Source organism: Flavobacteriales bacterium (assembly GCA_016715895.1).
GTDB lineage: Bacteria > Bacteroidota > Bacteroidia > Flavobacteriales_F > PHOS-HE28 > PHOS-HE28.
Window position 1 is genome coordinate 566,421 of sequence record JADJXH010000004.1, and the last position, 13,166, is coordinate 579,586.

At 66.6% G+C, this 13,166-nt stretch carries 10 protein-coding genes; 5 read left to right on the forward strand and 5 right to left on the reverse strand.

The features are described from left to right. Window positions 1–16 precede the first annotated feature (16 nt). Window positions 17–1,285: an NAD(P)/FAD-dependent oxidoreductase gene (locus IPM49_11025; GenBank protein MBK9275056.1), complete on the forward strand. Its 1,269-nt coding sequence runs from the start codon at window positions 17–19 to the stop codon at window positions 1,283–1,285. Between the two features lie 46 nt (window positions 1,286–1,331). Then, complete coding sequence (locus IPM49_11030) at window positions 1,332–4,772, forward strand: isoleucine--tRNA ligase (GenBank protein ID MBK9275057.1); 3,441 nt, start codon at window positions 1,332–1,334, stop codon at window positions 4,770–4,772. Window positions 4,773–4,784: 12 nt separating this feature from the next. Here IPM49_11030 and IPM49_11035 read toward each other — a convergent pair whose 3' ends face one another. Beyond that, the gene (locus IPM49_11035; GenBank protein MBK9275058.1) at window positions 4,785–5,159 is read right to left on the reverse strand and encodes a hypothetical protein; all 375 of its coding nucleotides are present in this window, start codon (window positions 5,157–5,159) and stop codon (window positions 4,785–4,787) included. Between the two features lie 310 nt (window positions 5,160–5,469). Between IPM49_11035 and IPM49_11040 the strand changes: the two genes are divergently transcribed. Beyond that, window positions 5,470–5,898, forward strand: coding sequence for a TraR/DksA family transcriptional regulator (locus IPM49_11040; protein MBK9275059.1), 429 nt, complete (start codon window positions 5,470–5,472; stop codon window positions 5,896–5,898). 37 nt (window positions 5,899–5,935) lie between these two features. Next, window positions 5,936–6,589, forward strand: a complete 654-nt coding sequence (locus IPM49_11045) for a lipoprotein signal peptidase (GenBank protein ID MBK9275060.1) — start codon at window positions 5,936–5,938, stop codon at window positions 6,587–6,589. Here the strand turns inward: IPM49_11045 and IPM49_11050 are convergent. The 4 genes from IPM49_11050 to IPM49_11065 form a co-directional block, all read right to left on the reverse strand. Further along, on the reverse strand, window positions 6,583–7,473 hold the full coding sequence (locus tag IPM49_11050) for a hypothetical protein (protein MBK9275061.1): 891 nt from the start codon (window positions 7,471–7,473) through the stop codon (window positions 6,583–6,585). The two genes, IPM49_11045 and IPM49_11050, sit on opposite strands and share 7 nt — an antisense overlap. Before the next feature lie 80 nt (window positions 7,474–7,553). Next, window positions 7,554–8,177: a hypothetical protein gene (locus IPM49_11055; protein ID MBK9275062.1), complete on the reverse strand. Its 624-nt coding sequence runs from the start codon at window positions 8,175–8,177 to the stop codon at window positions 7,554–7,556. A gap of 241 nt (window positions 8,178–8,418) precedes the next feature. Beyond that, window positions 8,419–9,198 (reverse strand): hypothetical protein, encoded by a 780-nt coding sequence (locus tag IPM49_11060; protein MBK9275063.1) that lies wholly within the window; start codon window positions 9,196–9,198, stop codon window positions 8,419–8,421. 93 nt (window positions 9,199–9,291) lie between these two features. Next, window positions 9,292–10,314, reverse strand: coding sequence for an aspartate-semialdehyde dehydrogenase (locus tag IPM49_11065; protein ID MBK9275064.1), 1,023 nt, complete (start codon window positions 10,312–10,314; stop codon window positions 9,292–9,294). Window positions 10,315–10,375: 61 nt separating this feature from the next. On the opposite strand from IPM49_11065, the gene IPM49_11070 reads away from it, so the two are divergent. Continuing rightward, window positions 10,376–12,970: a lamin tail domain-containing protein gene (locus IPM49_11070; protein ID MBK9275065.1), complete on the forward strand. Its 2,595-nt coding sequence runs from the start codon at window positions 10,376–10,378 to the stop codon at window positions 12,968–12,970. The last annotated feature ends 196 nt before the right edge of the window (window positions 12,971–13,166 follow it).

Consider the following 13,166-nt stretch of genomic DNA (forward strand, 5'->3'; position numbering starts at 1 on the left):
CCCAAACCCGAGCACCATGGCCAACGCCCACTACGACGTACTGATCATCGGCGGAGGCACGGCCGGCATCATGACGGCCGCGCAGTTGCATCGCAAAGACCGGAAGCTGCGCATCGCCATCCTGGACCCCGCGCGCGACCACTGGTACCAGCCGGCCTGGACCTTGGTGGCCGCAGGAACCTTCGAAATGAAGGACACCCGGCGCGATGAAGCAACGGTGGTGCCCGAAGGGGTGGAGCTCATCCGCGAGGCTGCCGCCGTCTTCGAGCCGGAGGCGAACACGGTGCGCACCACGAACGACAAGGCCTACACCTACGGCCACCTGGTGGTGTGCCCGGGCATCAAGCTGGACCTCGATGGCTTGCCCGGCCTGCGCGAAGCCCTGGCCACGGAGGTGGTCTGCAGCAACTACATCGACCCGGAGAAGACACGGCGCGTAATGCAAGGCTTCAAGGGCGGTGTGGCGGTCTTCACCCAGCCGTCCACACCCATCAAGTGCGGCGGCGCACCACAGAAGGCCGCCTACCTGGCGGACGAGTTCTTCCGCAGGCGCGGCGTGCGCGACAGGACCAAGCTGGTGTTCGCGACGCCCGGTTCGGTGATCTTCGGTGTGCAGCCCTTCCGCGCCGCGCTGGAGGATGTGGTGCGCAAGAAGGAGATCATCCTGAAGACCTTCTACAATCCGATCCGCATCGATCCGGCGAAGCGGGAGATCCATTTCAGGTGGAGCAAGCCCGGCGACAACCACTGCGTGATCACCGAGGAGCAGGGCCTGCCGGAGAAGATCGAGGGCGAGAGCACCATCGTGATGAAGTACGACATGCTGCACCTGGCCCCGCCGCAGAGCGCACCCGACTTCGTTCGGCTTTCGCCGCTGGCCTACGCCGACGGGCCCAACAAAGGCTGGCTGGAGGTGGACATCCACACCCTGCAGCACAAGCGCCACCCGAACATCTTCGGGCTGGGCGACGTGGCCGCGCTGCCCACGGCCAAGACCGGCGCGGCCATCCGCAAGCAGGCCCCCGTGGTGGTGGCCAACATCCTGCAACGCATCAAGGACGGCGCGCTCAGCACCGAGCAGTACAGCGGCTACAGCAGTTGTCCACTGGTGACGGGCTACGGCAAGATGCTCCTGGCCGAGTTCAAGTACGACAACGTGCGCGACAGCGATCCGCTGCTGAGCAGGTTGTTCGACACCAGCAAGCCCTTGTGGAGCATGTGGGTGCTGAAGAAGTACATGCTGCCGTGGCTGTACTGGAACCGGATGCTGAAGGGGACGATGTAACGGTGCAAGCCGCCCGGCTATCTTCGCGGCCCCGTAGAAGGCCGCGATGAACAAGCGTTTCCCGCAGTACGACGAGCTCGACCTGCCCAGGCTCGCCGAGGAGGTGTTGACCCAGTGGGAGGCCGAGGACACCTTCGGTCAAAGCCTGGAGCTACGCAAGGACGCGCCGCCCTTCGTGTTCTACGAGGGTCCGCCCAGCGCCAACGGGCTGCCCGGCATCCACCACGTGATGGCGCGCACCATCAAAGACATCTTCTGCCGCTACCAAACGCAGAAGGGCCACCGCGTGGACCGCAAGGCCGGCTGGGACACCCACGGCCTGCCCATCGAGCTGGGCGTGGAGAAGGAGCTGGGCATCACCAAGGAGGACATCGGCAGGACCATCAGCATCGAGGAGTACAATGCCGCGTGCAAGAAGGCCGTGATGCGCTACACCGATGTGTGGAACGACCTCACCCGGCGCATCGGCTTCTGGCTCGACCTGGAGAAGCCCTACGTCACCTACCACACGAAGTACATCGAGAGCGTGTGGCACCTCTTGAAGCAGCTCCATGACCAGGACCTGCTCTACAAGGGCTACACCATCCAGCCGTATTCCCCCGCAGCGGGCACGGGCCTCAGCAGCCACGAACTGAACCAACCCGGCACCTACAAGCCGGTGAAGGACACCAGCGTGGTGGCGCAGTTCAAGGTGAAGCACGATGCCAATAGCGAGTGGCTCTTCAAGGACGCGTTCGGGGATGTGTTCATCCTCGCGTGGACGACCACGCCGTGGACCCTGCCCAGCAACTGCGCGCTCACCGTGGGCCCCAAGCTGGACTACGTGCGCGTGAAGACCTTCAACCCCTACACGCACGCGCCGCAGACCGTGGTGCTCGCGAAGGCCCGGTTGAACTCGTACTTCAAGGAGGAGAACAAGGTTGAGACCACTGCATTCCCCCCTTCTCCTTGGGAGAAGGGGCCGGGGGATGAGGCCAAGAAGGATGGCAAGAACATCCCGTGGAGCATCCTCGATGAGTTCTTCGGTCACCAACTCGAAGGCATCCGCTACGAGCAGCTGCTCCCGTACGCGGCACCGGAGGGCGGCGACGCGTTCAAGGTGATCGGCGGCGACTTCGTGACCACGGAGGACGGCACCGGCGTGGTGCACACGGCGCCCAGCTTCGGTGCGGACGACCAGCGCGTGGCGCGCCAGCACGGCATCGGTTCACTGACGTTGGTGGACCTCCGCGGCCGCTTCAAGCCCGAAGTGACCGACTTCGCGGGCGAGTACGTGAAGGCCGAATACCTCAGCGCGGAGGAGCAGGCTGCGGAAGCGAAGAAGCAGGGGCGCGACAAGTACCTCAGCGTCGATGAGCGCATCGCCATCAAGCTGAAGACCGAGGGCCGCGCCTTCAAGGTGGAGAAGTACGAGCACAACTACCCGCACTGCTGGCGCACCGACAAACCCGTGCTCTACTACCCGCTCGACAGCTGGTTCGTGCGCGTGACCGCGAAGAAGGACCGGCTCATCGCGCTCAACAAAACCATCACCTGGAAGCCCGAGAGCACCGGCACCGGCCGCTTCGGCAACTGGCTGGAGAACCTGCAGGACTGGAACCTCAGCCGCAGCCGCTACTGGGGCATCCCACTGCCCATCTGGCGTACGGAGGACGGCAGCGAGGAGCTCTGCATCGGTTCGTTGAAGCAACTGAAGGAGGAGATCGCCCGCAGTGTACAGGCAGGCATCCTGCCTGCCGATCCGTACGCTGCCTTCGTTCCCGGCGACATGAGCGATGCCAACTACGACCGCATCGACATCCACCGTCCGTATGTGGACCACATCGTGCTCGTTTCGCCCAGCGGCAAGCCGATGCACCGCGAGACCGACCTGATCGACGTGTGGTTCGACAGCGGCGCGATGCCCTACGCGCAGTGGCACTACCCCTTCGAGAACGAGGCCACCTTCAAGGAAAAGTTCCCCGCCGCCTTCATCGCAGAAGGCGTGGACCAGACGCGCGGCTGGTTCTACACTTTGCACGCCATCGCCACGCTCACGCAGGACAGCGTGGCATACAAGACCGTGGTGAGCAACGGCCTGGTGCTCGACAAGGTGGGCCAGAAGATGAGCAAGCGACTGGGCAACGCCGTTGATCCGTTCAAGACGCTGGACCAGTATGGCGCCGACGCGGTGCGCTGGTACATGATCAGCAACGCCTCGCCCTGGGACAACCTGAAGTTCGACGCGGAGGGCATCACGGAGGTGCAGCGCAAGTTCTTCCGCGCGCTCTTCAACACCTACACCTTCTTCGCGCTCTACGCGAACATCGATGGCTTCTCCCCTTCTCCCCGGGAGAAGGGGTCGGGGGATGAGGGGCATTTCACCGAGAGCGATCGCTGGATCCTCTCGCGCCTCAACAGCGTGCTGAAGCTGGCCGATGCGAGCTACGCCGATTACGAGCCCACCATCGCCGCGCGCGCCATCCAGGACTTCGTCGTGGAGGACCTAAGCAACTGGTACGTGCGCCTCAACCGCCGTCGCTTCTGGAAAGGCGAGCTGGGTGCGGACAAGAACGCCGCGTTCAGCACACTGCACCGCTGCCTGGAAGTGATCGCGATGCTGAGCGCGCCCATAGCGCCCTTCTTCAGCGATCGCCTGTACCGCGACCTGAAGGGCACGAGTGTGCATTTGAGCGATTGGCCGAAGCACGACGAGTCGCTCATCGACACCGAGCTTGAGCAGCGCACCGCGCTCGCGCAGAAGCTCACCTCGCTCGTGCTCAGCATCCGCAAGAAGGAAGGGCACCGCGTGCGCCAGCCCCTGCAGAAGATGCTGGTGCCCGTGACCGATGCGGCGATGCGCACGCGCCTGGAGGCCATCCGCGACCTCGTGCTGAGCGAGGTGAACGTGAAGGAGCTCGTGATCCTCGACGCCAGCGAGAGCAAGCTCACCAAGAAGATCAAGCCCGACTTCAAGAAGCTGGGCGCCCGCATGGGCAAGCTGATGAAGAGCGTGGCCGCGGCGGTGAACGCGTTCTCGCAAGCGCAGATCGCCGAATTGGAGGCGAACGGCCGCATGCAGCTGAGCGTGGAGGGCCAGGAGGTGGAGCTGCTGCGCGACGATGTGGAGATCACCGCTGAGAACGTGCCGGGGCTGAGCGTGGCCAGCGATGGGCCGCTCCCCGTGGCGCTCGACATCACCCTCACGGACGAGCTGGTGCAGGAGGGCATCGCCCGCGAGCTGGTGAGCCGGATCCAGACCCTGCGGAAGGAGAGCGGTTTCGAGGTGACGGACCGGATCCAGATGCGGATCGGGGCTGGTGCGGAGGGGGCGGTCGCCGCCGCCGTGGCGCGTTTCGGGGCCTACATCACGGCCGAGACCCTCGCCTTAACCCCTGTGGCTCAGCTGCTTGACGACCCCGGCGGGTTGCCGGGCGCCGTGGTGCACGCCGTGGACCTGGAGGATGGGGTGGGGTGCCGGATCGCCTTGTCCCGCGTGGCCTCGTAAGCGGCAAGGGGCTTATATTCGCGGATCCTTAAACCGGAGGGTCGCCATGGCCAAGAAACCCACCCCCAAGCCCGCGCCGAAGAAAAAGGCCGCCAAGCCCGCCAAGTCGAAAGGTCCTGCCAAAGCGGGAAAGGCTGCGAAGCCGGCCAGGAAGGCCGCACCGAAGAAGCCGGTGAAGCCGGCCTCCTCCAAGGCTGTGGCGGGCAGGAAGGCCGGCGCCAAGCCGGCGGCGAAGAAAGCCGCGCCGAAAAAGGCCGTGAAGACCGTGGCGAAGAAGGCCGCCCCTTCCAAGAAGGTGAAGCCCGTTGCGAAGAAGGCCGCGCCGGCCAAGAAGGCGAGCGCCAAACCGGCCCCGAAGAAGCCCGTGGCCAAGAGGGTGGTGGCCAAGAAACCCGTTCCTGTGAAGAAAGACCTGACCAAGAAGCCCGCTGCCGCTCCGAAGCCTGCCGCCAAGCCCGCCCCGAAAGCCGCCGTGAAACCGGCGCCCAAGGCGGTGAGCAAGCCTGCACCCGCACCCAAACCGGCCCCGGCCCCGAAGGCCGCACCCGCGCCCAAGCCCGCACCGGTGGCCAAGGCCCCGGCCCCCAAGCCGGCGCCCGCGAAACCCGAACCCAAGACGCGCTCCTCGGCCAAGGCGGCCGCCGTGAAGGAGGAGAGGTCCTCCGCTCCCGTGGTCCGGATGAGCGGAGCCCCCGTGATGCCCAAGGCCGCCCCGATCGTCAAGAAACAAGTGTCCACTTTGGAATCCGCCGACAAGGAGCGCTACAGCGATGAAGAGCTCGAGGAGTTCAAGCAGATCATCCTCAAGAAGCTGGAGGAGGCGCGCAAGGACTACGACCTGCTGAAGCAGACGCTGGCCAACACCGACAACAACGGCACGGACGATACGAGCCCCTCGTTCAAGATGATCGAGGACGGCAGTGAGACGCTGAGCCGCGAGGAGACCGCCCAGCTGGCCGCGCGCCAGGAGAAGTTCATCAAGCACCTGGAGGACGCGCTGCTGCGCATCCGCAACAAGACGTACGGCATCTGCCGCGTCACCGGCCGCTTGATCAGCAAGGAGCGCCTGCGCCTGGTGCCGCACGCCACCCTGAGCATCGAGGCCAAGCAGCAGATGGGCAGCTGATCGCCCGGGCATCAACCCCGAGGGCGTGAAGCGTGCGATGCTGATCACCGCACTGGTCCTTCTGGCGGACCAGGTGCTGAAGGTGTGGGTGAAGCTCACCTTCTACTACGACAGCGCCATCCCCATCCTGGGCAGCAAGGGCTACCTGCACTTCATCGAGAACCGCGGCATGGCCTTCGGGCTGGAGTTCGGCGGCGACACGGGCAAGCTGCTGCTCACGCTCTTCCGCATCGCGGCGGTGGTCGTGATCGCGCTCATCATCCGCAACGCCGTGCGCAAAGGCGCCTCCACCGGGCTGGTGGTGAGCCTGTCGTTGATCCTGGCCGGCGCGCTGGGCAACATCATCGACAGCACCTTCTACGGGGTGCTCTTCAGCGCCAGCACGCCCTTCCAGAAGGCGGTGCTGCTGCCCGAAGGGGGCGGCTACGCGCCGCTGCTCCACGGGGCGGTGGTGGACATGTTCTACTTCCCGCTGTGGGAAGGGCGGTTGCCGGCCTGGCTGCCGGTGTGGGGCGGCCAGCACTTCGTGTTCTTCCGGCCGGTGTTCAACCTGGCCGATGCGGCCATCACGGTGGGCATGGCGCTGTTCATCCTGCAGCAGCGCAAGCCCGCCCACGCAGCGCCGGAAGAGGCCCCGCCCACGTCCGGGCCCGCGCCCGGTGAGCCCCCCGCACCGGAGCGCGCTCAGTAGCTCGTATCGATCCGCAGGCCGAAGAGGCCCTGCATGCCCACGCCGCTGCGCACGCCCACCCCGGGGAGGTCCCAGAAGGTGACCATGGGCCGCAGCTCGTGATAGAGATGCACCATGCGCCAGAAGCCGCGCTTGCGGCCCAGCCGCAGGTCGATGCCCAGCGGGATGTAGCCGCCATACCAGGCCCCGTCACCCTGGGCGTAGCGCTCGCTCCGCGTCTCGTCCGTGAGCTCCTGATAGGCCAGCTCGCCGTAGCCGGAGGCGCTCTCCAGGCCGCGGTCGATGCGCTCCTCCACGGTGATGGCGCTGTTGAAGGCCGCCCCGCCCAGTGCACCGATGCCGCCGAAGAAGGTGACGCGGTTCGTGTTCCGTGTGCGGAAGAGCAGGCTGGCATCGAAGGCGATGAGGCTGGCCTGGAGCCCGGCGGTGAGGGTGCTGGTGCGCACGCTGTCCACGGCATAGGCCTGGCCGGTGACCACGGAGGTGAGCGTGTCGTACGCGGCCCGGTCGGTGCGCGACCAGCTGGTGCCGGTGGTGACGCCCGGCACAAAGACGTAGCCCAGGCGCAGCTCGGGTCCCCGGCGCCGGCCGTCCGCCTTCACCCGCCCGAGCACGAGGCCGAGGTCCATGGCGATGCTCACGGAGCCGTAGCCCTGCACGAGCAGCTGTTCCTGGTGGCCGCTGAGGTCCTGGCCCAGGATCCGCGAGTTGTCCGTGATGCCGCGGAGCTCGGTGAGGGTGAGCGGGGTGAAGGTGCTTCCCAGGCCCCCGATCGCGGCCTGGCCGTAGGCCACCACCGGTGCGTTGGCGCTATCGGGCATCTGGGCCACCACGGGCAGGGCGACGGTGAGCAGGGCGGGCAGGGCGAGGAGGCGGTGCAGCATGGCGGGAAAGCGATGGAACACCAAGGTAGGGCCATCGGTTCGCGGCGCCGATGACGGGCCTCAGGTGGTGACCGGTGTGATCAAGGCGTGGGAACGGGCCTGCCGGCCGCCTCCTGTCGGCGCATCCACCTGGGCTTTCGGGGCGGGCCCCACGTGAACGCATAGCCCATGCGGAAACCGATGTAGGCCAGGTGACCGGAGAAGGTGCCTGTCGAAGGGGAAGGGCCTCCAGCATATATGGAGTACGCTCCCTCCCAATAGGTGGTCCCGGACAACCGACCCTCCAGGGCGACCGTGAGCCGGTCATGGTTGGCGAGGCGGTACGAAGACTTGAGCTCGAGGCCGAACATGGGCCACCAGTCGGCACCGCGCACACCCAGAGCTGCGGAGAACACGTAGATCCTACCCGTATCTGTGAGTGCAGTGTGGCCGATCGAGGTCCCCGTACTGGAACTCACGCCAGGATTGACGCCCAACTCGAACGCCGCATCCAGGCGCCAACGCCTGCCCACGATCACCGGGAGTCCGGCCGTGGCCATACATTCCATGTAAATGATGGCGGCATTGAGCCGTTTCAAACCGGTCAAGCGTGCTGTGTTCGACCCCGGTGGATTGCCATGCGCCGGGTCGTCCACCTGCCCTTCTGCGCCGAAGTAGGGCTGGGTGACATCCACACGTGCACCCAAGGACCAGCCCTTATGCATGAAGTGCTCGTACCCAAGCCCGAAGTTCCACTGACGGAATCGAATGAACCTGGCCGCACGATCCGGACCACTGGTGGAGCTGATCGACGGTGGAAGGGACCAGAACCGGCCCACCGAGATCCCGAGTGCATTGTTGGCCCACATGCCGCGCACCGGATCCTGAGCTGCCGCACCGAGGGACCCCGAAAGAAGGACCGCACAGAGCGCACACCGTAGGGATCGCTGCGATCCGCTCATGGACTTACTCGATATCGCGCAAGTGCCTCGGCACATTGCCCGGACCGAAGCCCATGGCGTAGTGCACCTTCAGGCCGATGTAGTTCAACCCCTGGTTCCACGTGCCCCGGCTTTCACTGGTGGTGCCCGGATAGGCCAGATAGGTACCGCTGTTGAAGTCGTCCACCCACGACCACTGCACGAAGGCCGTCACCCCAAGGCGGTTGGTGTTCCCGAACTGCCACTCCTTGCCCAGCCCCAGGCGCAACAAAGGCACGAAGCCGTTGCGGTGCTCGGAGGTCATCGTGAAGATGTTGTAGCGGATGTCCGGCTGATCGCGGGTTTGAACGCTGCGAGACCCGAAACGCGGATAGAAATCCAAACTGGACCAGCCCAGCCCAAAGCCGACATGAACATAGGGTAGTTGCGGACCTCGCGATAGGCCGAGATCACCGCCGGCCCAGAACACCGCCAACCCCATCCGTTCCGGGGAATAACCTTCCCGTTGTGAAGGATAGTCAACACCATAAACTTCCTTGGCGTTGATCTGCCATCTGAAAGTGAATGGGAGCCGAACGTACTCCAAGTCCACCCCGAGTGCCAGCCTTCCGCTCCAGACCCGTTCCCGAATACCCACGGACAAGCCATAGCCCATAGCGTGGCGGCCGCTCATCAGGTCGTAAGGCCCGCTCTGGTGGTCGAACTGGACCGCGCCGCCATTGAGGACGTTCCCGGAGATCACCACCGCCTTGGAAGGCTCGCTTTGGGCGCAGGCGGTGCCCGGTGCGAGCCCATAGAGCGCCAAGACGGCGCAGGAGATGGACCTCCAACTGAACATCTCTGCCAAGATAATGCAGGGTGGATCAGACCTCGCGCAACCGATCGGCGGACGAACCCCTCAGGTGCCAGGGATGAGAGCGCTCGCACCCCGGTCCGCCAACAGCCCCCGGGCCACCAGCAGCTCCGCGATCTGCACCGCGTTGGTGGCGGCGCCCTTGCGCAGGTTGTCCGCCACGATCCACAGGTTGAGGGTGCGGGGCTGCGTGTCGTCGCGGCGGATGCGGCCCACGAACACCGCGTCGCGGTCGTGCGCCAGCAGCGGCATGGGGTACTCGTCCCTCGCGGGATCATCCAGCACCACCACGCCCGGGGCCTCGCGCAGCAGGCGGCGCACCGCGTCGAGCTCGAACTCACGCGCGAACGCGATGTTCACCGCCTCGCTGTGGCCGCCGGTGACGGGCACGCGCACAGCGGTCGCCGTCACGCGGATCGACGGGTCCAGGATCTTCTTCGTCTCGTTCACCAGCTTCATCTCCTCCTTGGTGTAGCCGTTGTCGGTGAACGCATCGCAGCGCGGGATCACGTTGCGGTCGATCGGGAAGGGATAGGCCATGTCGCCGCGGATGCCCTGGCGCTCGTTCTCGAGCTGCTGCACGGCCTTCATGCCGGTGCCGGTGACGGCCTGGTAGGTGCTCACCACCACGCGCTCCACGCCGTAGGCCCGGTGCAGCGGGGCCAGCGCCATCACCAGCTGGATGGTGCTGCAGTTCGGGTTGGCGATGATGCGGTCATCGGCGCAGAGCACATCGCCATTGACCTCGGGCACCACGAGCTTCTTGTCCGGGAACATGCGCCAGGCGCTGCTGTTGTCGATCACGGTGCAGCCCACCTCGGCGAAGCGCGGGGCCCACTCCAGCGAGGTGGCGCCCCCGGCGGAGAACAGGGCGATGGCGGGGCGGGCGGCGATGGCGGCCTCCATGCCGATCACGGGCACATCCTTGCCGCGGAAGCGGACCGAGCGGCCCGCGCTGCGGTCGCTGGCCACCGCCAGCAGCTCATCCACCGGGAAGCCGCGCTCCTCGAGCACCTTGAGCATCACCCCACCGACCAGGCCGGTGGCACCGACGACCGCGACCTTCATGCTGTTCACTTCACGTTCAACGCGGGTCGAAAGTACTACCTTGCCTCGCACGCTGAAGTCCATGATCCGCGCCACGTTCCGCGCCTTGTCGGGGTCGTTCGCCGCACTGGCGACCTTGGTCGCGTCCGGCCAGTTCACCGACGACTTCAACGACAACGACTTCACCAACGGGCCGGTGTGGAGCGGCGATGCCGCGCTCTTCGTGTGCGTGGGCGGCCAGCTGCGCAGCAACAGCCCCGGCGCGGCCAACTACCACCTGAGCACGCCCAGCACGCAGGCCACGGCGGCGCAGTGGGAGTTCTTCGTGAACCTGAAGTTCAGCACCAGCGGGGCCAACTACGCCGACGTGTACCTGATGAGCAGCGCGGCCGACCTGGCGAGCGGGGTGGACGGCTACTACGTGCGCATCGGCGGCACGGCCGACCGCGTGGAGCTCTTCCGCAGCGATGCGGGCACGGGCACCTCGCTCATCGCCAGCGCGGACGGCATCGTGAACAGCAGCAGCGACAACCCCTTCCGCATCCGGGTGAAGCGCGATGCCGCCGACCTGTGGACGCTGGAGACCGACGACGGCGCCACCGGCACCTACACCCTGGCCGGCAGCGCCACCGACGCCACGCACGGCAGCTGCACGCACTTCGGCATCCGCATCGAGCAGAGCACGGCCGCCAGCCCGGTGAACAACCACTTCTTCGACGACATCAGCGTGGGGCCGATCCCCGTGGACCTGACGCCGCCGTCGATCGTGAGCGTGACGGCCACCAGCGCCACCACCGTGGACGTCTCCTACGACGAACCGCTGAACGGCGCGGCGCTGGGCAGCTTCGACATCCTGCCCGCCATCGGGGTGAGCGCCGCGGTGCTGGACGGACTGGACCCCGCGCTGGTGCACCTGACGCCGGGCAGCCCGCTCACCAGTGGCAGCACCTACACGCTGGCGGCGAACGGGGCCGAGGACCTGGCGGGCAATGCCGCCGGCGCCAGCAGCACGGACTTCAGCTACTTCGTGCCTGATGAGGCGCTGCCGGGCGAGGTGGTGATCAACGAGATCTTCGCCGACCCCACCCCCGCGGTGGGCCTGCCGGAGGCCGAGTTCGTGGAGGTGTTCAACACCAGCACCACCAAGACCTTCGACCTGGGCGGCTGGACCCTGAGCGACGGCGGCACACCGGCGGCCCTGCCGTCCGTGCTGCTGCCCCCCGGCACCTTCGCCATCCTCACGGACGACGCCAGCGCCACCCTCTTCGCCGGCTTCGGCACGGTGGTGCCCATCGCCGGCTTCCCCGCGCTGAACAACGACGGCGATCCGCTGACCCTGCGCGACGACAACGGCCTTTCCATCGACACGGTGACCTACGCGCTGGCCTGGTACGCCGATGCGGTGAAGGACGACGGCGGTTGGAGCCTGGAGCGCCGCGACCCCACCACGCCGTGCAGCAGTGCCGCCAACTGGACGGCCAGCACCGCTCCGCAGGGCGGCACGCCCGGTGGGCAGAACAGCGTGTTCGCCATCGTGCCCGACACGCAGGCTCCGGCGCTGCAGGCGGCCCAGGTGCTCGCGCCGGACCAGGTGCGGCTGCTGTTCAGCGAGCCGATGGACCTGGCCTCCCTGGCCGCCGGCACCTACACGCTGGACCCGCCCGTGGCGGTGACCGCCGTGGTGGTGGAGAACGCGCTGTCCGTGCGGCTGGACCTGGCCACCGCGCTCACCGTGGGCCAGCTGTACACGGTGTCGGCGGCCAACGTGCAGGACTGCCCGGGCAACGCCATCGGCACGGCGAACACCGCGCCATTGGCCCTGCCGGAAACGCCGGCCGCCGGCGATGTGGTGATCAACGAAGTGCTGTACGACCCGCGCACCGGCGGCAGCGACTTCGTGGAGCTCTACAACCGCAGCAGCAAGACCCTGAGCCTGGCCGACCTGGTGCTGGCCAACGAAACGGACGGCCAGATCACCAGCCCGCTGCCGGTGAGCACCCAGCCGGTGCTGCTGCTGCCCGGGCAGTACGTGGTGGTCACCGAGGACCTGCCCTACCTGCTGAACGCGTACCCGCAGACCGTGGCGGAACGGGCGCTGCAGACCGACCTGCCCAGCTACAACAACGGCGAGGGCGTGGTGGTGCTGCTGACCGCCGGGGGCGACACCCTGGAGCGCTTCGCTTACGATGACGACCTGCACTTCGAGCTGCTCAACGACATCGAGGGCGTGAGCCTGGAGCGGGTGGACCCCGCGCGACCGGCGGACGACCGCACCAACTGGCACAGCGCAGCGGAGCTGGCGGGCTGGGCCACGCCGGGCTTCCTCAACAGCCAGTTCAGCGAGGCGCCCCAGGCCTCCGGCACGATCACCATTGAGCCGGCCATCTTCAGCCCGGACAACGACGGCTATCAGAACCTGCTGACGGTGAGCTACCGCTTCGAGCAGCCCGGCTTCACCGGCAGCCTCACGGTGTTCGACCTGGCGGGACGCCCGGTGCGTGAGCTGCTCAACAATGCGCTGCTGGGCGTGGAGGGCGCGGTGAGCTGGGATGGCATCCGCGACGACGGCAGCAAGGCCGGCATCGGCCCCTACGTGGTAGTGCTCGAGGCCTACGACCTGCAGGGCGAGGTGGAGCGCTTCCGCCGCACGGTGACGCTGGCGCACCGGTTGAACTGATCTCCGCGCGCCTTGGTGAACGGAGAGGGTGGTCCGACCCTTCGCCCAGGGCCGAATTGTGGAGACAGGTTATGCCCATGTGACCCGGGCATCAATTTCTTGCCCTGCGCACCTTTTTCCGGGGATCGGACGCGGGAGCATGGGTATGCGCGCTACTTTCGATAACCGCGCGCTACAGGTCACGATCCCGAAGCAT